Source organism: Corynebacterium sp. HMSC055G02, assembly GCF_001809065.1.
In the GTDB taxonomy this organism is placed as follows: Bacteria; Actinomycetota; Actinomycetes; order Mycobacteriales; family Mycobacteriaceae; genus Corynebacterium; species Corynebacterium jeikeium_D.
Genome location: NZ_KV795661.1, coordinates 8,109 through 33,810, shown reverse-complemented (window position 1 = coordinate 33,810; position 25,702 = coordinate 8,109). Strand labels below are relative to the sequence as shown.

The 25,702-nt window shown below is 60.7% G+C and carries 17 protein-coding genes and 1 other RNA gene; 12 read left to right on the top strand and 6 right to left on the bottom strand.

The window, feature by feature from the left end; genetic code table 11:
* The first annotated feature begins 177 nt into the window (after positions 1–177).
* The 7 genes from ffs to recR all read left to right on the top strand — a co-directional run bounded on the left by ffs (position 178) and on the right by recR (position 8,321).
* Positions 178–272, top strand: an RNA gene (gene ffs / locus HMPREF2547_RS07865) — signal recognition particle sRNA small type.
* A 317-nt stretch (positions 273–589) separates the two neighbouring features.
* Positions 590–2,059 carry a SulP family inorganic anion transporter gene (locus HMPREF2547_RS07860; protein WP_016421869.1) on the top strand — a complete coding sequence of 490 codons (1,470 nt, stop codon included), beginning with the start codon at positions 590–592 and terminating at the stop codon, positions 2,057–2,059.
* A 125-nt stretch (positions 2,060–2,184) separates the two neighbouring features.
* A complete protein-coding gene (locus HMPREF2547_RS07855; RefSeq protein WP_176719102.1) occupies positions 2,185–3,456 on the top strand; it encodes an aspartate aminotransferase type Ic in 1,272 nt (423 codons plus the stop codon).
* A 34-nt stretch (positions 3,457–3,490) separates the two neighbouring features.
* Entirely contained in the window at positions 3,491–4,216 is a 726-nt protein-coding gene (locus tag HMPREF2547_RS07850; RefSeq protein ID WP_070605429.1) for a suppressor of fused domain protein, read from the top strand.
* Positions 4,217–4,246: 30 nt separating this feature from the next.
* The gene (locus HMPREF2547_RS07845; RefSeq protein WP_070605426.1) at positions 4,247–7,219 is read left to right on the top strand and encodes a DNA polymerase III subunit gamma and tau; all 2,973 of its coding nucleotides are present in this window, start codon (positions 4,247–4,249) and stop codon (positions 7,217–7,219) included.
* A gap of 114 nt (positions 7,220–7,333) precedes the next feature.
* On the top strand, positions 7,334–7,657 hold the full coding sequence (locus tag HMPREF2547_RS07840; RefSeq protein ID WP_005511884.1) for a YbaB/EbfC family nucleoid-associated protein: 324 nt from the start codon (positions 7,334–7,336) through the stop codon (positions 7,655–7,657).
* Between the two features lie 37 nt (positions 7,658–7,694).
* On the top strand, positions 7,695–8,321 hold the full coding sequence (recR, locus tag HMPREF2547_RS07835) for a recombination mediator RecR (RefSeq protein ID WP_005511888.1): 627 nt from the start codon (positions 7,695–7,697) through the stop codon (positions 8,319–8,321).
* 39 nt (positions 8,322–8,360) lie between these two features.
* Here the strand turns inward: recR and HMPREF2547_RS07830 are convergent, their stop codons facing one another.
* Genes HMPREF2547_RS07830 through HMPREF2547_RS07820 form a run of 3 tightly spaced genes read right to left on the bottom strand, consistent with a single transcriptional unit; the run spans position 8,361 to position 11,894 of the window.
* Positions 8,361–9,173: a type 1 glutamine amidotransferase gene (locus HMPREF2547_RS07830; RefSeq protein WP_070605423.1), complete on the bottom strand. Its 813-nt coding sequence runs from the start codon at positions 9,171–9,173 to the stop codon at positions 8,361–8,363.
* Positions 9,174–10,523: a MurT ligase domain-containing protein gene (locus HMPREF2547_RS07825; RefSeq protein ID WP_048733196.1), complete on the bottom strand. Its 1,350-nt coding sequence runs from the start codon at positions 10,521–10,523 to the stop codon at positions 9,174–9,176.
* Positions 10,524–10,583: 60 nt separating this feature from the next.
* On the bottom strand, positions 10,584–11,894 hold the full coding sequence (locus tag HMPREF2547_RS07820; protein ID WP_083296878.1) for an exonuclease domain-containing protein: 1,311 nt from the start codon (positions 11,892–11,894) through the stop codon (positions 10,584–10,586).
* 403 nt (positions 11,895–12,297) lie between these two features.
* Between HMPREF2547_RS07820 and HMPREF2547_RS07815 the strand changes: the two genes are divergently transcribed.
* Complete coding sequence (locus HMPREF2547_RS07815) at positions 12,298–13,338, top strand: hypothetical protein (RefSeq protein ID WP_049193462.1); 1,041 nt, start codon at positions 12,298–12,300, stop codon at positions 13,336–13,338.
* A gap of 134 nt (positions 13,339–13,472) precedes the next feature.
* Here the strand turns inward: HMPREF2547_RS07815 and leuA are convergent, their stop codons facing one another.
* Positions 13,473–15,290, bottom strand: a complete 1,818-nt coding sequence (gene leuA, locus HMPREF2547_RS07810; protein WP_070605420.1) for a 2-isopropylmalate synthase — start codon at positions 15,288–15,290, stop codon at positions 13,473–13,475.
* A gap of 277 nt (positions 15,291–15,567) precedes the next feature.
* Between leuA and HMPREF2547_RS07805 the strand changes: the two genes are divergently transcribed.
* Together HMPREF2547_RS07805 and HMPREF2547_RS07800 are read left to right on the top strand one after the other, a co-directional pair.
* Positions 15,568–18,201, top strand: coding sequence for a YhgE/Pip domain-containing protein (locus HMPREF2547_RS07805; protein ID WP_083296877.1), 2,634 nt, complete (start codon positions 15,568–15,570; stop codon positions 18,199–18,201).
* On the top strand, positions 18,201–20,498 hold the full coding sequence (locus tag HMPREF2547_RS07800) for a YhgE/Pip domain-containing protein (protein WP_070605417.1): 2,298 nt from the start codon (positions 18,201–18,203) through the stop codon (positions 20,496–20,498). Before HMPREF2547_RS07805 ends, HMPREF2547_RS07800 begins: the two co-directional genes overlap by 1 nt.
* Before the next feature lie 6 nt (positions 20,499–20,504).
* On the opposite strand, the gene HMPREF2547_RS07795 is transcribed toward HMPREF2547_RS07800, so the two are convergent.
* Together HMPREF2547_RS07795 and HMPREF2547_RS07790 are read right to left on the bottom strand one after the other, a co-directional pair.
* Positions 20,505–21,488, bottom strand: coding sequence for a class C sortase (locus HMPREF2547_RS07795; protein ID WP_070605413.1), 984 nt, complete (start codon positions 21,486–21,488; stop codon positions 20,505–20,507).
* A gap of 157 nt (positions 21,489–21,645) precedes the next feature.
* Positions 21,646–22,692, bottom strand: coding sequence for a DMT family transporter (locus HMPREF2547_RS07790; protein ID WP_187271227.1), 1,047 nt, complete (start codon positions 22,690–22,692; stop codon positions 21,646–21,648).
* A gap of 459 nt (positions 22,693–23,151) precedes the next feature.
* On the opposite strand from HMPREF2547_RS07790, the gene HMPREF2547_RS07785 reads away from it, so the two are divergent.
* Positions 23,152–24,417, top strand: coding sequence for an aspartate kinase (locus HMPREF2547_RS07785; RefSeq protein ID WP_049193454.1), 1,266 nt, complete (start codon positions 23,152–23,154; stop codon positions 24,415–24,417).
* Between the two features lie 9 nt (positions 24,418–24,426).
* Positions 24,427–25,467: an aspartate-semialdehyde dehydrogenase gene (locus HMPREF2547_RS07780; protein ID WP_049171166.1), complete on the top strand. Its 1,041-nt coding sequence runs from the start codon at positions 24,427–24,429 to the stop codon at positions 25,465–25,467.
* Positions 25,468–25,702 lie beyond the last annotated feature (235 nt).

The window sequence follows — 25,702 nt, the reverse complement described above, 5'->3', positions numbered from 1 at the left end:
TGGCATGCGGACACACTTTTCTTTACTTAACCCTGTATGCCGGGGCTGCGGGGAGGCGGGGAACTGTCATGAAAGCTGTCACGAAACTGGTCACGGATCTTGTGGCGGCGCTGCATAAAGCCGCGCGGTGAATGCTTGTGGTGTGACTTTTTGCGTGGGCCTGTAGTAGGCTGTCTTCACGGATCCCATGTGGCGTCCATCTCGTGAACTCCCCCAGGGCAGGAATGCAGCAAGGGTCAGCGAGCTCTGACGGGTGCGTGGGGTCCCCTTTTTTTATCCCCGGCGTTCTTCTGGCACTTATGGCTAGGTTTCGGGCACTTGTCGGCGGTTTCCTGTGACCTATCGATGTTTTTTCGGCACTTATCCCCGCGAAATTGGCCAGGCCATTTCACCTATCGATGAGCTATTCACTTATGGCCACGCTGCAGCGCATCGATAGGTGAATACCTTGGCCACAAGTGGTCGCGTTCGCTGGTCTGGAAGAATACTGTGCATGAGCGATGCAGACGACACGCGAGTACCACCACAGACAACACGAGAACCGCTAGAAACACCAGAACCACCCGAAACCCGAGAAACCCCAGCCCCAATGGGCGTGTGGGACTCCTTCCGGTTCGCAGTTTCTTCACCGAAGCGCCTGCGCACCGAGCTGCTGGCCGGTGCTGCGGTGTCGTTCGCGCTGATCCCCGAGGTCATTTCGTTTTCCATCTTGGCGGGCGTGGACCCGGCGGTGGGGCTGTTTAGCTCGGTGATTATGGCCATCGTGATTGCCTTTACGGGTGGTCGCCCGGCCATGATTACTGCTGCCGCTGGTTCGGTTGCGCTCGTCGTCGCGCCGTTGTCGCGGACGTACGGGATGGATTACCTCATTCCAACGGTGCTGCTCGCGGGTGTGTTGCAGATTGCTTTTGCGGCGCTGGGTATCGCTAAGCTGCAGCGTTTCATTCCGCGCGCGGTCATGATTGGCTTTGTTAACGCGCTGGGCATCCTCATTTTCACTGCGCAGCTGGAGCATCTCATCGATGTGCCGTGGCTGGTATATCCGCTGGTCGCTTTTGGTATTGCGATTATGGTGTTCCTGCCCCGCGTGTTCACCGCGATTCCGGCTCCGCTGGTGACTGTGCTCGTCGTCACGCTTGTTGCGGTGGTGGCGGATTGGCGCGTGCCGAACGTGAGCGATATGGGCGAGCTCCCGGAATCCCTCCCGCAGCTGCTGATCCCGAATGTGCCCTTGAACTGGGAGACTCTGCAGCTGATTGCGCCGTATTCGGTGGGCGTGGCGATTGTCGGCATCATGGAATCGCTGATGACGGCGAAGCTCGTGGACGACATCACCGACACACATTCGGACAAGACCCGCGAGACGTGGGGGCTGGGCGTGGCGAACATCGCGGGCGGTTTCTTCGGCGGCATCGCTGGCTGCGCGATGATCGGTCAGACGATGGTGGGTGTGAAGGAATCGTCGGGACGCACTCGCTTGACGACGCTCTTTTCCGGTGTCTTCCTGCTCATTCTGGTCCTTCTGCTCAGTTCTGCAGTTGGAGTGATTCCGATGGCGGCGCTGGTTGCGGTGATGGTCGTGGTGTCGGTGGACACGGTCGATTGGCGCTCGATTTCCCCGCGGACGTTGCGTCTGATGCCGCGTTCGGAGACGGCGGTGATGCTGGTGACGGTCATCGCCACGCTGGCGACGGATAACCTCGCCATCGGGGTGATTTTGGGTGTGGTCGTGGCGTCGCTGATGTTCGCGCGCCGTGTCGCTCACCTGGTCAGGATTGAAGTGCTTGACGACGACCCCAGCGCCCACTCCCGGACGTACAAGGTGCGGGGTCAGTTGTTCTTCGCCTCCAGTAACGACCTGGTGTACCAATTCGACTACACCGATCCTGCGCAGCGGATTGTCATCGATATGTCTGAGGCTGAGATTTGGGATGCTTCCACGGTGGCGGCGCTGGATTCGGTGCGGGTCAAGTTTGCTGACCGGGGCAAAGAGGTGGAAATTATCGGCTTGGAGGGGCCGAGTAAGCAGCGTCTGGATGCGCTGTCGGGGAAGTTGTAGAAATCCCAATCCGGGGTATGCCTTACACTTGGTTGCAAAGCCGGATGCGGCGCGGGGAAAAAGCTTTCCGTGCCAGTTTTGTCAGGTTTTAACTTATGTCCGATACCTGGGAGGGTGCGTACACCATGGCCGTGGATTCCTTCGATGTTCAGCAGCTGGCGGCACACAAGGATGAGTTTGCGAAGGCATATGAGGAACTGAAATCCCGTAACCTCGCACTGAATTTGACTCGTGGTAAGCCGTCGTCGGAGCAGCTTGATTTCGCAAACGCCCTGCTGGGTCTCCCAGCGCCGGATTACATTTCGGCTTCTGGGGAGGATGTCCGCAATTACGGCAACGCCAAGGGCATTACTGATATCCGCGCTATCTGGGCGGAACTGCTGGATCTGCCGGTGGAAAACGTCCTGGCACAGGATGCTTCCAGCTTGAACATCCAGTTTGACCTGATTTCGTGGGCCATGCAGTTCGGCAACGTGGACTCGGAGCGCCCGTGGAACGAGGAGCCGGTGCTGAAGTGGCTGTGCCCGGTTCCGGGGTATGACCGGCACTTTTCCATCACGCAGCACTTCGGCATTGAGATGATCCAGGTGCCGTTGAACGAAGACGGTCCGGATATGGATGTCGTGGAGAAGCTGGTGGCCTCCGACCCGCAGATTAAGGGCATGTGGAATGTCCCGATGTTCTCGAATCCGACGGGCGTGACCTACAGCGCTGAGGTCTGCCGCCGTCTGGTTGAAATGGAGACCGCCGCTCCGGATTTCCGTCTGATGTGGGATAACGCCTACATGGTTCACACGCTGACGGATGAGTTCCCGGAGATCCACAACGTCATTAAGTGGGCGGAAGAGGCCGGTAACCCGAACCGCGTGTGGGCATTCGGCTCGACTTCGAAGATCACCTTCGCAGGCGCTGGCATTGCTTTCTACGCTTCCTCGGACGCCAACTTGGAGGATTACCTCAAGCACGCTGGTATCCGCGGCATTGGCCCGAATAAGGTCAACCAGCTGGCTCACGCCAAGTTCTTCGGTGACGCGGAGGGTGTGCGCGAGCAGATGCGCCGTCATGCAGGTTCGCTGGCTCCGAAGTTTGAGAAGGTTCTGCAGATTCTGGATGAGCGCCTGACGGAGTACGGCGTGGCAGAGTGGTCGAAGCCGACCGGCGGTTACTTCATCAACCTCGACGTGGTTGATGGCACTGCTCGTCGCGTGGTGGAGCTGGCTAAGGAGGCCGGCATTGCGCTGACCGGTTCTGGTTCTTCCTTCCCGCTGAAGCAGGATCCGAATGATCGCAATATCCGCCTGGCACCGTCGCTGCCTCCGATGGAGGAGCTCGAGGTTGCTATGGATGGCGTCGCTACCTGTGTGCTGCTCGCCGCCGCTGAGAAAGCGACTGCGTAGGCCAAGTAAGCCAGGTAGGTCGGGATAGGACTATATGAACTTCGAAGAGACGAAGTTTTGGATCTCCGGGCTTTTCCCCGGAGAACCCCAGGTCGGCGAGTATGTGACGGAGCTGCCGGCCAGTGGCCGGCACGGGCAGGAACACGATTCGGCTCCGCTTCGGGTCGCTGAGTTCTCGCTTTACGACGGGCCGGACGGCCAAGCGAACGAGCGTCGTCCGGAAACGGCAGCCGCCACCGTGGAGTTGGGCCGCAACTACTGTGGCCTGACCGGCGCAGCAAAGACGGATATCCGCGTGGAGCTCTTCTCCGTCGCATACGCTGATTTTCCCGTGGCCACCATGGTCGCGGCCGCGGGAGCGCTGGTGGAGGAAGAACCGGAGTTCCTGTCGCCAATTCCGGGCCGTGTTATTCCGAATGCGGTGCGGCTGGCGGCCGATCAGGTGGCCGAGGTAGGGGAGTCGTCGTCAAGCGCGGCCTTTACCGTGGCGCACGTGCTGTGCACGGTGCCGTATGTGTGGAGCGACGGGGTGCCCAATGTGTCCGAGATGCCGGGCAAGATCAGCCTGCATGAGGGCGATGTGGAGTCGCCGCAGGGGCGCATGACCACGATGACGCAGCTGGTGCCAATTACGGATGCGGAGCTGGTGTTTTATGAGCAGCAGGGTCCGCAGGCGTTGATGCAGAAGTTGGCCGAAGTGGACGCTGACCTGCGGGATTGGTGCCGCGAGTCGGTTGTTTCCCAGGAGGGTTCGAACTAGCCGGTCCGGGGTGGAAGGTAGGCTGAGCACGTGGCTCTGTATAGGAAGTATCGTCCGGCATCGTTCGCCGAAGTGGTGGGGCAGCGGCACGTAACTGACCCGCTGTCGGCGGCGTTGGAATCTCGTGATGCGCAGGGGCGTCCCAACCGCATTAACCATGCGTATTTGTTCTCCGGGCCGCGTGGCTGTGGCAAGACTTCGTCGGCGCGCATTATGGCGCGCAGTTTGAACTGTGCGGAGGGGCCGACGGCGACACCGTGTGGCCAGTGTGCGTCGTGTCGTGCGTTGGCGCCGGGTGGTCCGGGCAATTTGGACGTTATTGAGCTGGACGCGGCTTCCCACAACGGTGTGGAAGATATGCGTGAGCTGCGGGAAAAGGCTATCTTCCAGCCGGCGGAGTCGCGCTACCGCATCTTCATTATTGACGAGGCGCATATGATTACCGCCTCGGGTTTCAATGCGCTGTTGAAGATTGTGGAGGAGCCGCCGGAGCATCTCATCTTCATTTTTGCGACCACGGAGCCGGAGCGTGTGCTGCCGACGATTCGCTCGCGTACACACCACTATCCGTTCCGGCTTTTGACCCCGCCGGATATGCGCGGGCTGCTTGAGCGTGTGGTCACGGCCGAGGGTGTGCGGGTAGAGCCGGACGTGTATCCGCTGGTCATCCAGGCCGGTGGCGGTTCGCCGCGTGACTCGCTGTCGGTTATGGATCAGCTCATTGCTGGTTCCGGCACCGATGGTGTGGATTATGAGACTTCTGCGGCCATTCTCGGTGTCACTGACAGCGTAATCATCACGGATGCGATTGAGGCGCTGGCGGCAGGCGATCGCGCGGCCATGTTTAGCGTGGTCGGGCGTGTGATTATGTCGGGCCAGGATCCGGCTCGGTTTGCCTCGGATCTGCTTGGCCGAGTGCGTGATTTGCTGGTGCTGTCCGCAGTGCCGAACGCGCTGGAGCAGGGGCTTGTAGAGATTCCGGAGAGCCAAATCGACGGCGTCCTGGAGCAGGCCGGGACAATTCCCCCGGCTACCCTGACGCGCTTCACGCAGGTGCTCTCTGACGGCCTGCGTCACTTCCGCGGCGTGACTTCGCCGCGTCTGCTGCTCGAGGTCCTGTGCGCGCGCATGCTCCTGCCCGCCACCGAAGACTCCGTGGAGTCGCTGCTGCAGCGCGTAGAGGCGTTGGAACACGGCAGGCCCGCGCTTGCCGACGGCTCGGGGGCCGCAACCCCCGCATCGGCACCGGTGTCTTCCGATGCGGGGCCGGGGTCGGGTGCGGCTGAGGCCGATGCTTCGCCGATGCAGTCTGGCCAGTCGGCTCGTGAGGCATGGCGCCAGCGGAATGCCCAGCGTAAGAAGGGTGCGCAGACCCAGGGCAGTCGTGCTGGGCAGGCAGCGCCAGCGCAGACACCGTCGCAGCCTCAGTCCCAGCCTGAACCTGTTCAGCAGCAGCCTGCACCAGCGGCAGCGGCACCGGTGTCGCAGGAGTCGGTGACTGAGCCGCAGCCTGCACCAGAAGCACCTACTGCGACCGCTGAACAGCCTGAACAGCCTGAACAGCCTGAACAGCCTACGCAGGCCGAATCAGTTGAACAGCCTCAGCAGGCCGAACAACCGCAGCAGTCTGAACCGGCTGAGCAGCCGATGTCCGAGGAAGAAGCTCAGGCGGAGAAGATTCGTGAGTTCCGTCGGAAGATGGCGGAGCATGCCCGCATCAGCGAGCAGCAGACTCGGGCGCAGCTTGCGCAGGAGCGTGAGCAGCAAACCCGCGAGCGTGAGGGGGAAGGCGGCTCGATGTCGATTGTCGAGGAAGAGCCAGTTGTCTCTGCCTCGACAGCTCACTCTGAACAGCCAACTCAGGCCGCCCAGCCCGAGCAACCAGTCCAGCCTGAGCAGCCAACGCAGACTACTCAGGAACCGGAATCGCAGCCGGCACCGCAAGTTCAGCAAGCACCAGAGCCAGTACCGCAACCGAAGCCGGAACCAACACCACAGCCGGAGCCCGAACCTGCACCCGCCGGTATCGAGCAAATCCGCGAGCACTGGCAGGAGATTCTCGCAGCAGTCGACGGACAGCATGCGTTCCCCATTCGCGTGTTGGCCGAGCAGGCGGTACCGCTCGATGTCGAAAACGACACGCTCGTCATTGGGCACAGCACAGGAGCGCTCGCTACCAGGCTCAATACGCCTGATTACGCTCAGGCGCTGTCCGCTGCAGTGAAGCAGGTGACGGGCTTCAATGGCCAGGTGCACTGTGTCGTCGGTACGCGCCCGCGCGCACCGCGCTCAACGGCTACTGGTGGTGGTTCCGGGGAGGATGATTCGTCGTCAAGAGGTTCGTCCTCGCCGAACGACACCGCCCCTGCACCGACACTCGCAGCACCAGCGCAACCAGAGACATCTGAGCAGCAGGTACAGCAGCCGCAGCCAGGTCCGCAGCGGTCGTCGGCATACGCATCCGTTGTTGAGCGCCGTGCCAAAATCGAAGCCGCCAAGCGTGCTGCAATGGGACAGCAGGCAGGTCACGACCAGCCGGCACAGCCACATCAGCCAAGCCAACCAAGCCAGCCAGCTCATCCGAACTCGAACCCGGCCCAGCAACAGCCGCAGCAGCCAAACCAGCCGCAGTCATTCCTGCGCGCGGCCCAGGCCAATGCGCAAGCAAACGCTCAAGCAAATGCTCAGGCCCAGGCCAATCAGGATTCGGGCTTCGGCGGCGTCCCGCTGCCACCAGAGCCGATGGAGGAGTTCGCTCCACCAGAGGGCGCAGAGGGCACAGAGAGCTACGGTTCGCGCAACCCGTCCAACTACAACTCCAACGCCAACACCAACTACAACCCGGTTCCCCAAACCCCGCAGGACAACAACTACGAAGAGGACACCTCCGAGTATTTCGAGGCCGCGAACGAGGTCGGGTCTCTCGATCACCGCTCGCTAAAGGACGTGGTCATGGAGATGCTGGAAAAGGAGCTGGGAGCCAAACCGCTAGAAGACCGCTAGAGCCGTTAGAATGGGGCGGCGATGCGCGTCGTAAAGCATGGGCGATGAGCCTTAGAAGCGTGCGCGTAACTACAAATCAGCACGTAAAGAGCACAATAGTTAGGAACATTAATTATGACTCAGCCAGATATGAACGCAATTCTGCAGCAGGCACAGCAGATGCAGGCGCAGCTGCAGGCAGCACAGCAGGAGATCGTCGCTTCCACCATCGTCGGTGAGGCCGGCGGCGGTCTGGTCAAGGTGACTATGCAGGGCTCGGGCGAGGTCACGGACATCGCCATTGATCCGAAGGTCGTTGACCCGGAGGATGTCGACGGGCTGCAGGACCTGGTTCTCGCTGCTTTCCAGGACGCTACCGCTAAGGTGCAGTCGCTGGCGGAGCAGAAGATGGGCCCGCTGTCCCAGGGCTTCGACGGTCTCGGTGGCCTCGGTTTCTAAATTAGCTTTTCAGACCAGTATTTGTAGGTAATTATCATTGTTCGAGGGACCACTCCAAGATCTCATTGATGAGTTCTCGCGCCTGCCGGGCATCGGCCCGAAGTCAGCTCAGCGTATCGCTTTCTACCTGATGAAGGCGGAGCCGGAGGACATCGGCCGGCTCCAATCCGCGCTTGGTCGGGTGCGCGAGGGTGTGCAATTCTGCCGGGTCTGCGGCAACATTTCGGAAACCGATGTGTGCCAGTACTGCTCGGACACACGCCGCGACCGAGGTTTGGTGTGCGTCGTTGAAGAAGCGCGCGATATCCAGGCCATCGAGCGCACGGGGGAGTACAACGGTCGCTACCACGTGCTCGGCGGGGCGCTCGATCCGCTCGGCGGCATCGGTCCGAACGAGCTCAATATCCGCACGCTGCTGCAACGCATCGCAGGCGTGCTTGACGACGTCGACGAGACCCAACCCCCTGAAATCCACGAGGTCATCATCGCGACTGACCCCAACACCGAGGGCGAAGCCACCGCGACCTATTTGGCCCGGCTGCTGCGGGACTTCCCGGATCTCGAGGTCACTCGGTTGGCCTCCGGCATGCCGCTCGGTGGTGACTTGGAGTTCGTCGATGAACTCACCCTGTCCCGCGCGCTGACGGGCCGGCTGAAGGTCTAGCCGCCGTCCAGCCAACCGGCCGCGCGCGAAACTACAAAACTAGCGCTCGCTCTTCGGACGCGGCTTGGACAGGATGCGCTCTTCGCGCAGCTTATCCACGACCTCGAGGTCTAGCGGAGCCAGGCTCGACAGGTCCTGGTTGGTAGCGCGGGCCAGCAAAAGATCAGCCAGCTGCGGATTGCGAGCCAACACAGGTCCGTGCAGGTAGGTACAGATAATCGAGCCCTGCACCGCGCCTTCGGCGCCACCGGTCGGTGTGAGTGCAGAAACATCCACTCCCGGAGCAATCCCGGAGTCCGCCTGCTCCACTTCCGGGCCGGTATTGCCCACGCCACGGACAACCCGACCAAGCGGCTTCGCATCGGCACCCAGGGTCGTGCGACCCATGTGGTTTTCGAAGCCAGTCAGTGGGCTGGCGTCGACGTCGTCAAGCAAACCGTTCGTGGGATCGACGAGCGTGCAGATTTCGCCGATCGCGCGCGACTCCAGCGAATCGGTGGTGCAATCGACAAGGCCGAGACCTGCGACGTCGCGTCCGCCCGCGCGGAAGGAATTGCCGAAGATCTGGAAGCCCGCGCAAATCGCGAGGACCTGCTTCCCGGCCTCGGCTGCCTTTTTGATGCCGCCGTCATTGATCAGATGCTCCACCGCGATGGTTTGTGCGACGTCCTCGCCGCCGCCGACGGTGTAGATATCCAGGTCGGTGGGGACGGCATCGCCCAGCTTGATCGGGACAATCTCGGCGTCAATCCCACGCATCCGCGCGCGTTGCCGCAGCACCAGCGCATTTCCGTCATCGCCGTAGGTGCCCAGCACGTCCGGGAGGATCAGGCCGATAGACAGCTCGCTCATTTACTTTTCCTCCTGTGCTCGTTCGATGTCGCGCTTCAAATCGCGGAAGGCGGTGTAGTTCGCCAGCACCTCAACTCGGGTAACGCTTGACGACGACCCCCGCGCCTCACACGACCGGATCGCCTGCAGCGGATTTGCGACCAACCTCGCATCGATGCCCGCATACAGCAACCGCACCGCGAGGTCAGTTCCGCGTTCGCCCGCGGACAGCACATCCATGCCGTCGAAGTCCTCGAAGCGGACATCCCACAGCCAGGACAGATCCTCGCCGTCAGCGACGTGACCGTTGACTGCGATGACCACTGCATCTGCGGTGCGGTCGACCATGGACAGCGCCTCCTGCCAGCCGGCCGGGTTCTTGGCCAACAGCATGCGCACGTGCTTCTCGGCGCCTTTGTCATCTCTCACAACCATGGTGGAGTAGCGGCCCGCAACGTTGTCGACGGTCTCGGTGGCCCGGAGGGATTTCTCCAGGTCCGCGCCCATATCGACAGCGCCCGCAATCGCCAAGGTGGCGTTGCCGCGATTGGCGTTGCCCGGCAGCGTGAGGTTCATTGGCAGGGTGTCGCCAGCAGGCGTGATGACTCCCTCCGCAGTGATGCGGTAGTCCGGCTCTGGCCGCTTGAACTCCGAGCCGTCCGGGAGTGGCTTCACGGCGTACCAGTTGTGGCCGTCCTGGATGATGGGGCCGCCGGTGCGCGGGGAAGAGGTGGCATCGTTGGTCCAGCCACCGCCCGCGGAGACCCAAATAACCTTCTTGGCATCCCACGCAGCCGACGCGATGAGTGGGTCGTCGCAGTTGGCGATGACCGTCGCCTGCGGGTTAGCGTCCACCGCAGCGCGGAGTGTGGCCTCAATCTTGTTGATCTCGCCGACGCGGTCGAGCTGGTCGCGGGAAAGGTTCAGCAGCACCAGGACCTGCGGTTTCAGGTCCTCTGCGATGTGCGGGACGTGCAGCTCATCGACCTCCAGGACCAGGCTGTCCGCATCGGGAGTGGCGAGCAGCGCGGAGATAATACCCGCGTCCATGTTGTCGCCGCCCTCGTTGGTGGCCACGTTGTGGCCAGCGGCGCGCATGGCGGCCGCGAACATACGGGTGGTGGTGGACTTGCCGTTGGTGCCAGTGATGATCGCGGCCGGGCGTCCCTTGCCGAGGGAAGCCAGAATGCGCGGGTCAATCTTCTGCGCAATCAGGCCACCAATCATGCCACCCGCGCCGCGACCGGACTTCCGGGAAGCCCAGGTGGCGGCGTGAGCGGCGGCAGTCGCAAACCGAGCGCGCAGGCTCGGGGAGCTTGCGCGGTCGCGACTGTGGTCACTTACGTCGTTATGTGAAGTGCCTTCTTTCATAACTGTGTATTTTACTGTGAATAATTCATAGAACGAATGCGCTGGCAAAAAGCCCGAGCCCTATTTCTCCATCTCTCCGACCAGTCGCAAGAATGCCTCATCGGAAACGATCGGAATGTCCTTCCGGTGGGCATGCATGGCCTTGCCCGTCAGTTGATCCGGAGTCACATCCGCAGGTCGGTTACACACCAGCACCGATGACTCTCGCGTGACCTTCTCCGAGTAGGCCAGCCCAGCCCGCACTCCCGCCTCAATCAGCTCATCCGGGTCCAGCGACACCTCTGGTGCCACGACGAACTCCATGCCCTCCGCGAGCTTCCGCCCCGGCGTATAGCGGCCGGGGTTCTCCACGGGGCGCGGCGCTTCCATCGCGTCGACACGCACTGCCGAGCGCTGCAGGCCCACAATGTCTTCGCGCAGCTGGTCGGGCGTGTACATGTTCACGGTTGCGCCCGCATCGAGCCCGCCCTGTGCGCGGAAGAGCGCAAGCGTGGTGGTGACGTCATCCAACGTCCGCACCCGCTCGGGCACCGAGATGCCAGCAATCGATGCCTCGGGCGAAGGCACATCGAGGCCGTAGGCGCGCGCGACGGCGCGCAGGCGAGCGTCGTCAAGCCGTTTGCCCTGGCGACGCGCCGTTTCCAACGTATCGGCAATCCGTGCGGGCGCCGGAATCCGCGCGACGCGAGTGCGCGTACGACGACGCCCCCGCTTATTCCGCGCGGACCGCTCACGATTCGCTTGACGACGGGCCCTCTTGGCCTCGGCAACTATAAAACCCCAGACCAGCGGCGCATTATGAGCAACCAACGTGCGCCCATCGAGCGCGTGCGCGAGCTTGGCCTGGATCACCCCGAATTTCGGTGCCCCCTCGAAGTCCGCGGGCTCGAGGCCGTGGAGGTGTGTCGGGCCGGGATCCTCGGTGGGATTGATGACGACATGCCAGGTGTCCACGATGTTGCCGCTACTGTCGGCGGTGGACACTCCCAGGCTGACCAGCCGAGACGTCTTGGGATGGATGCCCGTGGCCTGGATGGACACGATTGCGTAAGGAGCGTCCTCCGCCGACGAGAACTGTTTGTGCTCGTCAGCGGCCTTTGTTGCGGCGGTCTCGGCCGTGGCGGGTGTGGTTGTGGCCGTTGTGGGTGTGCCAGCGGTACTCGCGCCGGTTGCGGTTGCGCCGGTAGTAGCCGCGCTGGTCGTGGCCGCGTCGGTGGTGGCTGCGTCCGTTGTGGTGGAAGCCGGTGCTGTTGGTGGTGTTTTCGCGCCCGCTGACGACGCGCGTTGAGAACGGCGACGATTCCGCCGCCGCCTCTTCGTCTGAGAAGAGGTCCCAGTCGCTTTGCGCTCCTCGCGCGCCGATTCAGTCATGCCTCAAGACTAGCGGGTGCGCTCACCCGCGGAGAAAGTGACTAGGTTTATGACACTTTGAGCACAAATTTTGCCACGAAAGTGTCATAAACCTAGTCAGTAACTTGGGCACTAGCTCGGCCTCAAGCTCAGAAGGACCGTGGGGCACGGTCACACGGGTCCCGTAAACCACGCAAACTACAAAAACCACGCAAGGCCCAAAAGTTTTCCCCCGACTGGGTGCTCAGCCGAAAAGGAATGGAACCGCGAGGGCAATTTCCGCGCCTTATTAAATAGGGGCCACAAAACAGTGCCACAAGCCAAGGCCACGAAATAGAGCCACAAAACAGCGCCACAAAAATAAGGACGAAATAACTACCACGGGGCAACAGCCACAGGACAACAACCACGGGGCGGGGGAGAAATGGTCAACAAGAAACGCAAGCAACTGGTGGCGGACCAGTTTGGAATCATTAGGCCGGATGACCAGCCGGGGAATGGATACCGCGAGGTCGCAAGGCAAGCGCGGGCCGGTTATCTGGAGCGGCTTTGCCGAGGTCACTATGTAGTCGCGCACGCCTGGGAGGGGCTCCACCGCGAGAAACGCCTGGCTATTACTGCTTTGGCGGTGGTCTCCGAGACGTCGTCAGGCGTTATTTCGGGAGCTGCAGCGCTGGCCTTGCACGGTTCGTGGGTGCTGGTGCGCGATGCGAAGATTGTGGTCGTGGGCGGGAGTCAGGAGTTCCACGGCATCGACTATTGCATGCGCCTGCGCTCGGAGATCCATCTGGATCACACGCAGGGGCTCGCGGACCGGCGGGTCGCGGTGCTCGCGCGTGCGGCCTTCGATGAGTGTCGCGTCCGGTTCAGGCAGAAGGGGCCGGAGTCCGTGTCGTGGCGGGCGGCGGTGTTGGCTGTCGAAGGTGCGCTGCGGCATGGCGCCACGCGCGATCAGCTTGAGGAGCTCCCGGTGCATTATCCCAGCGTGCGGGGTCAAGAGCTGTTTCACCGTGCGCTCGCGGTCTGTCATGGTCGCTGCGAAACGGCCGGTGAGGCGCTGACTAAAGCCGCTCTTCTCGAGCTCGGACTGAAGTTCCACGAGCAAGCCGAAATCTGGACTCGCGGCACCAGCCACGATCCGCCGCACTTTCTCGCCCGCGTGGATTTTTATATCCCTGACCTGCTGCTTGTCGTGGAGTTCGATGGCCACATCAAGTATTCGGCAAGCGAGGTCGCGCCGACGCCTGCGGCTCAGTCCGAGCTGCTCACGCGGGAGACCTACCGCGAGCGTTCGCTGCGCGCAACGGGGCTGGATGTCGCGAGGGTGGTGTGGAAAGAGGTGGAATTGCACGCAGTTCGCTTATCGACGCTCCGTTCAATCCTCATCGAGCGCGAACGCGTGGTAGCCGCAGGTGGGGTGACTTTCCGTGCGGATGTGCGCAATGCTGGCCCGTTGATTGGGTAGTTGGGTAATTGGGTAGTGGGGCCGAGGGACCGCTGGATAGTTTGCCCCAAAAAGAAAGTGACTAGGTTTATGACACTTTGAGCACAAAATTTGCCACGAAAGTGTCATAAACCTAGTCAGTAACTCTGTGGAGTTTAAGCCAGCGCGCGGTTGACCGCGCTGGTGACTGCCTTCAGCGATGCGTAGGTGATGGAACCAGCGATGCCGGAGCCCCAGACCTTGGTGCCGTTGACATCTGCGAGGACGTAGGCCGCAGCCTCGGCGTCGTCACCTGCGGTACGAGCGTGCTGGACGTACTCCTGGACCTCGACGTTGACACCGAGCTTCTCCAGAGCGTTAGCGTAAGCGGCCAGCGGGCCGTTGCCGACCCCCTCGACGGTCTGCTCCTTGCCCTCGTAGACGATGTGAGCCTTGATCTTGGTGGCGTCCGACTCGTTCTGAGCTGCATCGACAGTCAGGGCGATCTGCTCCAGCGGAGCCTCGCGGTCCAGGTACTCACCTGCGAAGATGTCCCAGATGGCCTTGGAGTTGACCTCGCCGCCCTCGGCATCGGTGACTGCCTGCACGACGGAGGAGAACTCGACCTGCATGGAGCGCGGCAGGTTCATGCCATGGTCCGTCTTCATGATGTAGGCCACGCCGCCCTTACCGGACTGGGAGTTCACGCGGATAACGGCCTCGTAAGAACGACCGACGTCCTTCGGGTCGATGGGCAGGTAAGGAACCTCCCAGGTCACCGAGCGCAGGTCCTCGTCAGAAAGCTCCTTGACGGCGGCGCCCGGGCGAACCTTGTCCGCCATTGCATCGAGACCCTTGTTCACTGCGTCCTGGTGCGAGCCGGAGAAGGCGGTGAAGACCAGGTCGCCGCCGTACGGGTGGCGCTCCGGAACGCGCAGCTGGTTGCAGTACTCGACGGTGCGGCGGATCAGGTCGATGTCGGAGAAGTCAATCTGTGGGTCGACGCCCTGGGTCAGCATGTTCAGCCCCAGAGTGACCAGGCAGACGTTACCGGTGCGCTCGCCGTTGCCGAAGAGGCAGCCCTCGATGCGGTCGGCGCCGGCCATGTAGCCCAGCTCGGCGGTGGCGATGCCGGTGCCGCGGTCGTTGTGCGGGTGCAGCGACAGAATGATGGAGTCGCGGCGGTTGAGGTTGCGGTGCATCCACTCGATGGAGTCTGCGTAGACGTTCGGAGTGATCATCTCCACGGTCGACGGCAGGTTGATGATGATCGGGTTTTCCGGCGTCGGGTCGATGACATCCACCACGGCGTCGACAACTTCCTTGGCGTACTCAACCTCGGTGCCGGTGTAGGACTCCGGCGAGTACTCCCAGCGCCAGTTGGTGTCCGGGTAGTCCTTCGCGATGGTCTTAATCAGCTCCGCCGCGTCGGTGGCAATCTTTTTGATTGCGTCCTTGTCCTTACGGAACACAACATCGCGCTGCAGGATCGAGGTGGAGTTGTAGAAGTGAACGATGACGTTCTTTGCGCCGGCGCATGCCTCGAAGGTGCGGCGAATCAGGTGCTCGCGAGCCTGGACCAGAACCTGGATGGTGACGTCGTCCGGGATCATATTCTTCTCAATGATCTCACGCACGAAGTTGTAATCGGTCTGGGAAGCGGACGGGAAGCCGACCTCAATTTCCTTGTAGCCCATCTGGACCAGCAGCTCGAACATGCGGCGCTTGCGCTCCGGACTCATCGGATCAATCAGTGCCTGGTTGCCGTCGCGCAGGTCGACGGCACACCAAACCGGTGCCTTAGTAATGCGCTTGTCCGGCCAGGTGCGGTCCTTCAGCTGGAAGTCCTGAACTTCCTGGTCGTAAGGCAGGTAGCGGTTGGTTGCCATCTGGGAGTTGCGCTGCTTATTCCAAGCAGGCTGTCCTTCCGGAATCTCGCCAGCAGGAGTGGAGATTACAGAAGGAGCGGAAATAAAAGCATCGGAAGGAGACATGTTGTGGGCCTTTCTAATTCGGACTTTTCTTGTAGGCCGGCACAACTTACCCCGCGACGGGGAGCCGGCCTTAAACCCAAGCCCCGCCGCGGCATAGAAGCAGTAGTCCGCGTTGCATGTGATGTACCTTACCCCGATGGTTATATGAATTTCATCATTCGGGGGTTTTAGTGGGGGAAATATGCTCAGCCATCCACACGCCACCCACCCCGCCCATCGATAGTTCTAAAGCTAGGACCAATGTATTTAGCGGGGTAAAGATGATAGCGTCCTTAAGGTGCAAACTAGCTGGTCTATTCTGAAGCGAGACTTGCGCCGTCTCCGCAATAGCCCAAGAGTGTGGGTGATTATCATCGGCGTGATGATTACCCCTGCCTTGTATTCCTGGTTCAACATCCCGGGCTTCTGGGATCCGTACGAGCACACCGAGAACATCGGTGTGGCAATTGTGAATGAGGACAAGGGCGCGAGTTCCTCGGTTACCGGAAGCCTCAATATCGGTAACCAGGTGGTCAAACAACTAAAACAAAATCATGAACTGGGCTGGCAGTTCCCCGATGCCGAGAAGGCAGACCGGGACCTAAAGCGCGGCAGGGTCTATGCCGAAATCACCATTCCGCCGAATTTCTCGCAGGAAATGGTTGACCTGATTCAAGGGCAGGGGCATCCAGCAAAGCTGAAATACCGCGCTAACCAGAAAATCAACGCGATCTCGCCGCACATCACGGCGCAGGGCGCGTCCGGTATTGATGGCCAGATTTCCGCTTCCTTTAATAAGGAGATCGCGAAGGCGGTCACCGAAGAGGTCAAGGAAGCCGGTGGCCTGATGCAGGGCCGGTTCGACGCTGCCCGTCTCAATTCCGCCGACGCTTTCCAGGATGTCGCTGATGCGGTTGCCAATAGCCGCGATGAAGTCGGCGCTATCCAGGAGCAGATTGGCGATCTGCAGCCGACGATTGCGCAGATTAAGAAGACTCTTGGCAGCGTAGATACGGCCCTCGACGATGCCCAGGATGCGTTGACGCAGGTGCAGGCGATTACTGGTGAGCTCAACAACGAGGTCCTGAATTTCTCCGCGGATCTCAACGACGCCTACCTGCAGGGCAGTACCGCCCTGGTAGAGGGCACCGGTAACGCCAACGCCGCGATCGGCGCGATGACTGGCAATCTGCAGGGCGCAATTTCCCGTTCGGATTCCGCGACGGCTGCGGCGGAGGACATCGTCAAGCAGGCGGATCAGGTCATTGGCGGCCTGAATTCCCTGTTGGATGCCAGCCCGCTCAACGGCCCGGATAAACAGGCAATCCAGCGCACAATCGATGCGCTCGACGAGAGCAACGCCACCAATAAAGAGCTGGTGGAGGGCCTGAAGAATGTCTCTGGCTCGGCGCAGGGAACTCTCGACTCCCTCAACGCCACCAGCGAGGCATTGGCGCAGGCCACTAAGGACGGCAAGGCCGCCTCGGATCAGATTCGTCAGGCGTCCCAGGACGCACTTCCGCAGTTGAGCAAGGCGCTTAATCAGCTCAACGCGCGCGTGGGTTCGTACGCGGCGGCGCTGGGCGCGCAAAAGGACACCGTCAAGGAAACGTCCGCGCTTCTCGACGCTACGAGTGGGCAGCTTTCTGCTGCGGATCAGGTCCTCGAGAGCTTCAAGGCCGACCTTGATGGTGTGCGCGATGGTCTGGAAACCGCGCGTCTCGATGTCCTTACCCTGGGCACCACCGAAGAGCGCGAAGCCATGAACATGGTCAACGACCTCGATCCTGAGGGTATCTCGCAGTTCCTGAGCGATCCGGCTGAGGTTAAGACCGAGGCCGTGTTCCCGGTGGATCACTACGGCTCGGGTATGGCGGCGCTGTTTACCAACCTGTCGCTGTGGATTGGTGCGTTCATTCTGATTGTGATTTTCCGCGTGGAAGTCGACGCGGAAGGTTTCAAGGAAATCACGGTGGGCCAGGCGTACATGGGGCGCACATTGCTGTTGGGCATCATCGCTACTTTCCAGGCGCTGATTGTCTCTATCGGTGACATCGTCATTGGTGTGCAGCATGTCAGCGCGGTTGCGTTCGTCCTCACCTGTGTCGTGGTGGAGTTGTGTTATCTCGCCATTATTTACAGTTTGGTGTCGGCGTTTGGCCACGTGGGACGTGGTATTGCAGTAGTGCTCGCGTTTATTCAGATTCCTGGCGCCGCCGGTCTCTATCCAATTGAGATGACCCCGGACTTCTTCCAGGCGCTGAATCCGTTCTTGCCGTTGACCTACGGCATTGATGCTCTCCGCGAGACCATTGGTGGTTTCTACTCGAATTACTACCTGAAGAACATGCTCACCCTAATGGTCATGGCAGCGATCGCCTACGTGGTCGGCTACTGGCTGCGTCGCAGTCTGTCCTCGGTCAACGTCTTGGTTAACCACCAGCTTGAAGAGGGCGGTCTGGTCAACAACGAAGAAGTCCACCTGGTCGGTAGTGGGTACAAGCTCAGTGACCTGGTCTTCGCGCTGCGCAACCGCGAGGAGTACCAGACGCGAGTCGACGAGCGGATGGAGAATCTGCGTGGCAGCTACACGCTGTTCATGCGCATGGCCATTGGCATCGCCGTGGCCGCCCTGGTGGTGCTGGGTATTTTGGCCCGTAACTACCCGGATCAGAAGGCCCTGTTCTTCGGTCTGGCTTGCCTGTTTGTGCTGCTCTGCCTCGCCTACATCGCGGTGCGCGAGTACGTCAAGCAGTCTGTGATTCACGCCCAGGAGCTCAGCGAGATGTCGGAGGAGGAGCTGCGCGCCTACATGGAGCACCAAACTTCCCATCCGCATGCGTACTCGCTGGAAAATGCTGGTGATTCGTTTGAGCCACAGGCGAAGGTGTCGTCGGCAAGCGTGAAGACTTCCCCAGAAGGTGAAGCCTAATGAGAAACGTTCTTGAAATTGTGCGGAATGACTTTCGGGTGATCCGCCAGAACACGATGACCGGCATCATGGTTTTCGGTCTGGTGCTGATTCCGCTGCTGTTCACCTGCTTTAATGTGCTGGCCAGCTGGGAGCCGTTTGAGAACACCGACAAGCTGAAGATTGCGGTCGCCAGTAATGACCGTGGTCATCGCACGGATATCGGTGCGATTGACGTCAACTTGGGCAATGAGGTGCTGTCGAAGCTGAGCCGTAACCACGAAATTGACTGGCAGATTACGGATTCTGAGGACGCCATCGACGGCACTAAGTCCGGTGACTACTACGCGGCAATCGTGCTTCCGGAGAACTTCAGTACTGAACTGATGACCTTCTACGTCCGGGGCACCAAGGCGCCTAAGCTGACGCTCTATACGAATGAGAAGAAGAACGCGCTTTCGTCAATCATTACGAGTAAGGGCGCGAGTGGCGTTATTCAGGAGATTGACAAGAACTTCACGCAGGTCGTCGCCAGTGTTGGGCTGGGCGTGATCACCTCGCTGGATGAGTATCTAAACACCTCCGACTCCAAGCAGGCACTGACGCGCGTGCAAAACCGCGTTGATGACACCGCCGCGCGGCTGCGCTCCGGTGCGCAGACTGCTCGTTCGCTGTCCACGCTGGTGGAGACCACCGTGCCGCTGGTGGAGACCGCGGATTCCATTTTGGAAAACGCTGGTGCGCGGATGGACATTCTGCGCAATGGTTCGGGTGACGGCAACGTCGCAGGCGATCTGGAAGCCGCGGTCGGCAATGTTCGCGACTCGGTTAGCACGGCGCTCGACGCAACGCAGTCGAGCTACGAAGGCGTGCGCGACCGCGTCAACGAGCTTGTCGACGGCACCCAGGCCACCAGCGGCGCGACCGCAGATACCTTTGACGCGATGGCGGCCAAGTTCGGCCAGCAGGCCGATGGCCTGACTGCGATGCGCGACCGCCTGGAGGACACCGTGGGGGCAGTGGTTCCGGGTGTCGCTAAGCCGGGCTATGACCGCGCGATTTCCGATCTGAACACCTCGATTGCTCGCACCCGTGGGCTGCAGGAGAGTTTCTCCGCCGTGGCGGCGGATTTGCGCGGTGGCCGGGATACGGGATCGTCGATAAGCCAGGCGAAGGACGCTTTCACGGCTGCGATTGCCGCTGTGGAAAATGCCAAAAACTCCTACGAGCAGAACCTGCGCCCGCAGATCGACGCACTGTCGGAGCCGGTGTCGCGTCTGAGCAACGACATCGAGGTCATTGGCGAGGACATTCGCGGCATCCGCGGTACGATTTCCGGCTCGCCGGTGGATACGCTGCGTAAGACTAGCGCCGCCACGATGGGCCTGAGCAACCGTTTTGATGATCTGGCGGCTCGCTTCGACGAGATTCACAACGCGCTGGAAGAGGCGAAGGACACCGGTGACCTCTCGCGAATTGCTGAGGCCGTCGGTGATGACCCAAGTGCCCTGGCAGCGCAGTTGGCCGCGCCGGTGCAGGTCGAGGAAGACCCCGTCTTCCCAGTCCAGAGCTTCGGTGCGGGTATGGCGCCGTTCTATGCGACCCTCGCGCTGTGGATCGGTGCGCTGCTGTCGTCGGTGCTGATCCGCACCACGGTCCGTAGCCGCGACGGACAGAAGGTCGGCGATGATGAGGCCGAGAATGTGGTCAGCGATGCAGTCGATGATGCGCAGGGCGATGCAGCCAGCGATGAAATCGACGAGCCGACCAGTGACGCACAAATCAACGCTGCGCAGGCCGATGACTACACCCGCGTCGAGAAATACTTCGGCCGGTTCGCCACCTTCGCCAGCGTAGGCCTGGTTCAGTCCACACTGATGGTGTTGGGACTCCAGGTGTACGTGGGCATCGATCCCGCACACCGATTCCTGATGCTGCTGGCCGGCTGGGTGATTTCGCTGGTGTTTATGATGATCGTCTTCTCGTTCGTCTTCACCTTCGACAACGCCGGCAAGGCCATCTGCGTGCTGTTGCTGGTGATGCAGGTCTCGGCCGCAGGTGGCGCGTATCCGCTGCCGCTGGTGCCACAGTGGGTCCAGAACATTAGCCCTTGGCTGCCGGGTACCTACGCGATCGATATGTTCCGCAGCTCCATCGCCGGTATCTATGAGGCAGACTACTGGAAGCTGATGTTCATGTTGGCGCTGTTCATCATCCCGTCGCTGATTCTGGCGCTGGGCCTTCAGCGCATCTTTGAAAAGGGAATCAACGAGATCAAGAACGCAATCGAGGAGACGAAGGTGATGGCGACTTCGTAAGGGGGCCTAATCCTCCGCCTCGTCATTCTCTGTCTCGTCGCTCTCGCGCTCGGCTTCCGGCTCGCCCTTGCCGTCGCGCGAGAGCTTCCGCAGCCACCAAATCAGCAGCGCAATGATCACCGCCGCTGCTGCCAGGATGGCCCACATCCACCACTGCCACTGCGAACCGCTGCCGTCGAACACGGACTCCTCGTCAGGATCCATCGGCACCTGATGCCCCGTCACCAGCAGTCGGTGCGTGTTAATGCCGTAAGGCGTGCACGTAATCAGGGTGATCAGGTCTTCTCCGGGGACGCGTCGTAAAGCATCGGTTTCATCCGGCTTTACGACGGCTACGTCGTGGACCTCATACTTCAACTTGTGACCCGCGACTGCGATGTAGAACGCGTCGCCCTTCTTGACCTTGTCGAGGTTGTCCCACAGCGTCGCATTTTGCAGACCCGTATGCGCCGACAGCGACGCGTGACGACCTTCACCCTCGCCCACGCCGCCGACCGGGAAGTCGGTGCCGTAGAGGTGACCGACACCGCGCGAAAGCGACTTTTCCGACGTGCCGTGGAAAATGGGCAGGTCAGAGTTGATGGACGGGATGACGATGCGGCCGAGCGCGTCGGTCTCGCCAAGCACGTCGAGGTAGTGGCGGTAGCGCTGGTACTCCGGGGAAGACTCGTCATCGGAGGTGGTCCAGGCATCGCCGGGATTGACCTCGCCGAGGCTGGCGTTGTACTCGTGGGCCTCATTCCAGGCGGTGTCCAAGACCTCAGGAGGAGCGGATTTCTCCAGCTTGGAGTATTCATCTGCGGCGCGGGCCTGTAGGAAGTTGTTCCACTGCGTTGCGACAACCGGGTACAGCAGCACGCCCAAACCGCCAATGATCAGCAGCAGGGCGATGATGGTGTTCGAGTTGAGCTTCTTGCCCTTTTGGGGCTTTGCTTTGGTGTTGGTTGCCCGCTTGGAAGTTGCCCGCTTGGAATGGGAATGACGCCCCATCGAGTCCTACCTTTGGTGACCTTGTGCATAGCGGCCACGGGTCTTTCTCACCAGGGATAGTTCCCGGGCAGGGGATAGCCAGGCCGACAAATCGCTAACGACTTAATAAGTGCACATACCAATTTAGGTCATGCAACCCGGGAGAGCTGAACTCTACTTACCGAGCGGTGGCATCGGTGGAGTCTGTGGTGGTGATTTCGGTGCTTGGGGCGTCGGTGGTTGCGGTGCTTGTGGTGTCGGTGGTCGCGGTGTCTGCGGTGTTTTCGGTGCTTGGGGCGCTTGTGGAGGCTGTGGCGGTGGCTTCTGCCGGCCGAGCCGCCAGGGCAATAGTGGCAGAAATCATGGTCGCCAGTGCGATAAACAGCGCCACCCACTGCACACCAACTGCCTGGAAGCGTTCACCAAGAACGATGTATCCCAAGCTGAAGGCAACAATCGGCTCCACGACGGTCATAGCTGGTAGCGAAGCCTGCAACGGTCCCGCGTTAAAAGCCGCCTGCTGCAGGCCGACGCCAATAACCGCCAGTGCCACCAGCAGCCAGAGTTCCCAGGAGAGCAGGAGCTGGACGAGTCCGTCGTTGACATAGGTATCGACCACCGACTTAGACAGCAGCGCGACGAAGCCGTACAGCCAGCCGGTTGCCGTGCCGAGCAGCAGGGCCTTCGGGTTCTGGCGTAGCACTCCGCGCTGTTTGGTGTCTGAGCCGCCGCCGGTGCCGGTGCCGGTGTTGGGCCACTGAACTGCAGCGGCGTAAAGCCCGCAGGTGACCACGCCACCGACGGCAAGAGCCCATCCCCACAGGTAGGTGGGGATATCGGTGGAGCCGGCAGTCGGCTTGCCGAGCAACACCAGCGTCGCCACCGCAAAAGTAAGCGCCACGGACCAAATCATCTCTGACCGCGAAATCCGCCGACCATTGACCTTCGCCGCCAGCGGGAGCGTGAGCATCAGCTTCATGACCAGCAACGGCTGCACCAGGAGCAACGTGCCGAATGCCAACGCCGCGACCTGAAATACATACCCGGCAATCGCCAGGCCCGAGCCCAGCCACCAGCGCGGCAGCTTCAGGGTCTTCGCCACTCCGCGAAGTGTGCTGGTGCCCTCTTCCAGTGTTCCGGAGAGGTTGTGGCGGATGACGGTTCCCCACGCGATGCTGAGTGCGGACAGCAGTGCCAGTATCGCAGCGAGAAGGTCATTGTTCACGTAGGGAATGCTAGGCATGCAACACTTGTCATGTCCACTTCGCAGGGGTTGGGCGGGGCAGTGGTTGGTGCCCGCAGCGCCTCGGGAATTAGCTGGTTCGGCCGATATGCTGACTGAGCTCGGGCCGGGGAGCCCGGAGTGGAGCTGGCTGAGCCCGGAGTTCTTGGCACAGTACCGAGAGTTACTGACTAGGTTTATGTCAGTTTTGACAAGTTTCAGGGCATATTTTTGTCATAAACTTAGTCAGTTTCACATTTGCAGCCCGCAGCAGCGTCCGATCCGCACCCAACCCATGCCCAATAACCCCGCAACCCCTACGCAACCCGATCCAAACCCTCCACGCAACCCCCGCAAGCTACGTTTTGGTAACCCACTATGTAATTACGAATGCGACTCAAGTAAATTGAGTCAATAATAGTTACGTGCATATAGTTGCCTAGTTTTTGGAGGTTGCCGACCATGGCACTGGTTGTGCAGAAGTACGGTGGTTCATCCCTGGAGAGCGCCGAACGCATTCGTCGTGTTGCAGAACGAATTGTGGAAACCAAAAAGCAGGGCAATGACGTCGTGGTTGTCTGCTCGGCAATGGGCGACACCACCGATGAGCTTCTGGACCTCGCTGAGCAGGTCAACCCGGTCCCGCCGGGACGCGAGATGGATATGCTCCTGACCGCCGGTGAGCGTATTTCCAATGCACTGGTCGCTATGGCGATTGCAAGCCTCGGTGCCTCGGCCCAGTCTTTCACCGGTTCGCAGGCCGGCGTGATCACCACGGAGCGCCACGGTAACGCCCGCATCGTCGAGGTCACTCCGGGCCGTGTTCGTGAGGCTCTCGATGAGGGCCATATCTGCCTGGTGGCCGGTTTTCAGGGTGTAAACCGCGAGACTAAGGACGTCACTACGCTGGGCCGTGGTGGCTCGGATACCACTGCGGTTGCCCTCGCGGCAGCTCTGGAGGCAGACGTCTGCGAGATTTACTCCGACGTGGATGGCGTGTACACCGCGGATCCGCGCATTGTGACGGACGCACAGCGTTTGGACAACATTTCCTTCGAGGAGATGCTGGAGATGGCTGCGGTTGGCGCGAAGATTTTGCAGCTGCGAAGTGTCGAATACGCCCGCGCGTTTAATGTTCCGTTGCGTGTGCGTTCGTCGTATAGCAATGAACTTGGCACCCTTGTTGATGGATCGATGGAGGATATCCCTATGGAAGAAGCAGTGTTGACCGGTGTGGCGCATGACCGCTCCGAGGCGAAGGTGACCGTGCTGGGCATTCCGGATGATCCGGGCCAGGCGGCGAAGATGTTCCGTGCTGTTGCGGATGCGGAGATCAATATCGATATGGTGCTGCAGAACGTCTCTACCATCGCGGATAACCGCACTGACATTACTTTCACCTGCCCGCGCGAGGACGCTCCGAAGGCGATGGCGTTGCTGAAGAAGCTGCAGGCTGACAATGACTGGAACGACGTGCTTTACGACGATCACGTGGGCAAGGTCTCCTTGGTCGGTGCTGGCATGAAGTCCCACCCGGGTGTGACTGCGACGTTCTGTGAGGCGCTCGCTGATGAGGGTGTGAATATCGACCTGATTTCCACTTCTGAGATTCGTATCTCGGTGCTGGTTAATGACCAGGATGTCGATAAGTCTGTGAAGGCTCTGCACGACGCTTTCAATCTCGGTGGCGACACCGAGGCTGTTGTTTACGCTGGTACGGGACGTTAAGGAGTTCTTATGACCACGATTGCTGTTGTTGGTGCCACTGGTCAGGTTGGCCGTGTGATGCGCACCCTGTTGGCGGAGCGTAATTTCCCGGCCGATAAGGTTCGTTTCTTCGCTTCTGCTCGTAGTGCGGGCAAGGAGTTGGAGTTCCGCGGCGAGAAGATTGTTGTCGAGGATGTCGCGGCTACTTCGGATGAGGATCTGAAGGGCATTGATGTCGCGGTGTTCTCCGCTGGCGGCACGCTGTCGAAGGAGCAGGCGCCGCGTTTTGCGGCTGCTGGCGCTGTTGTTGTTGATAACTCGTCGGCGTGGCGTAAGGATCCGGAGGTCCCGTTGGTGGTCTCCGAGGTCAACCCGGATGCTTTGCAGGACATCCCGAAGGGCATTGTCGCGAATCCGAATTGCACCACCATGGCCGCGATGCCGGTTCTCAAGCCGCTTCACGACGAGGCCGGGTTGCAGCGTCTGCGTGTGTCCTCCTATCAGGCGGTCTCGGGTTCGGGCCTTGCTGGTGTGAATACTCTGGCTGGCCAGGTGCGCGAGAACATCGACAACCTGGAGAAGCTGACCACTGATGGTTCGGCTCTGGTTGCGGAGGACTTTGGTCCGTATGTCGCACCGATTGCTTTCAACGCGCTGCCGGTGGCTGGAAACTTTGTTGATGATGGTTCGCTGGAGACTGATGAGGAGCAGAAGCTCCGCAATGAGTCCCGCAAGATTCTGTCTATCCCCGAGCTGGCTGTTGCTGGTACTTGTGTGCGCGTTCCGGTGTTCACTGGCCACACGCTGGTGATTCACGCTGAGTTTGAGAATGCTCTGTCCGTAGAGAAGGCAACCGAACTGCTGGAGTCCGCGCCGGGCGTGAAGGTCGTCGACGTTCCGAATCCGCTTGCCGCCGCTGGTGTGGATGAGTCCCTGGTGGGTCGTATCCGTGTCGATCAGTCGGTTCCGGAGGGGCGTGGCCTGGTGCTGGTTGTCTCTGGCGACAATCTGCGTAAGGGCGCTGCTCTGAATACCATCCAGATTGCGGAGTTGTTGGTCGCTGACCAGTAGTTGAGCGCAGTACTTAAAAGCGCATAAAGTTAAGCCTCGGCACTTAGCGAACTTCGTGCTCTCAATGACAACTACTCCCCACTAGTCGGTAACTGATTTCTCAGTCCAACTAATGGGGAGTAGTTCACATTGTTGCGGTAGGGGGCCTATTTTTTCTTATTGACGCCCACGCTTTCCGCTTGGCTGCAGCGCCAGCGGAATGTGAGATTGTGCGAGCGCAGTGCTGGGGGGGGGG

Excerpts from the sequence above, each read along its gene's own strand:
- HMPREF2547_RS07860 (WP_016421869.1), top strand. The coding sequence starts at position 590 with ATGGGCGTGTGGGACTCCTTCCGGTTCGCAGTTTCTTCACCGAAGCGC.
- HMPREF2547_RS07855 (WP_176719102.1), top strand. The coding sequence starts at position 2,185 with ATGGCCGTGGATTCCTTCGATGTTCAGCAGCTGGCGGCACACAAGGAT.
- HMPREF2547_RS07850 (WP_070605429.1), top strand. The coding sequence starts at position 3,491 with ATGAACTTCGAAGAGACGAAGTTTTGGATCTCCGGGCTTTTCCCCGGA.
- HMPREF2547_RS07840 (WP_005511884.1), top strand. The coding sequence starts at position 7,334 with ATGACTCAGCCAGATATGAACGCAATTCTGCAGCAGGCACAGCAGATG.
- HMPREF2547_RS07830 (WP_070605423.1), bottom strand. The coding sequence starts at position 9,173 with ATGAGCGAGCTGTCTATCGGCCTGATCCTCCCGGACGTGCTGGGCACC.
- HMPREF2547_RS07825 (WP_048733196.1), bottom strand. The coding sequence starts at position 10,523 with ATGAAAGAAGGCACTTCACATAACGACGTAAGTGACCACAGTCGCGAC.
- HMPREF2547_RS07820 (WP_083296878.1), bottom strand. The coding sequence starts at position 11,894 with ATGACTGAATCGGCGCGCGAGGAGCGCAAAGCGACTGGGACCTCTTCT.
- HMPREF2547_RS07815 (WP_049193462.1), top strand. The coding sequence starts at position 12,298 with ATGGTCAACAAGAAACGCAAGCAACTGGTGGCGGACCAGTTTGGAATC.
- leuA (WP_070605420.1), bottom strand. The coding sequence starts at position 15,290 with ATGTCTCCTTCCGATGCTTTTATTTCCGCTCCTTCTGTAATCTCCACT.
- HMPREF2547_RS07800 (WP_070605417.1), top strand. The coding sequence starts at position 18,201 with ATGAGAAACGTTCTTGAAATTGTGCGGAATGACTTTCGGGTGATCCGC.
- HMPREF2547_RS07795 (WP_070605413.1), bottom strand. The coding sequence starts at position 21,488 with ATGGGGCGTCATTCCCATTCCAAGCGGGCAACTTCCAAGCGGGCAACC.
- HMPREF2547_RS07785 (WP_049193454.1), top strand. The coding sequence starts at position 23,152 with ATGGCACTGGTTGTGCAGAAGTACGGTGGTTCATCCCTGGAGAGCGCC.
- HMPREF2547_RS07780 (WP_049171166.1), top strand. The coding sequence starts at position 24,427 with ATGACCACGATTGCTGTTGTTGGTGCCACTGGTCAGGTTGGCCGTGTG.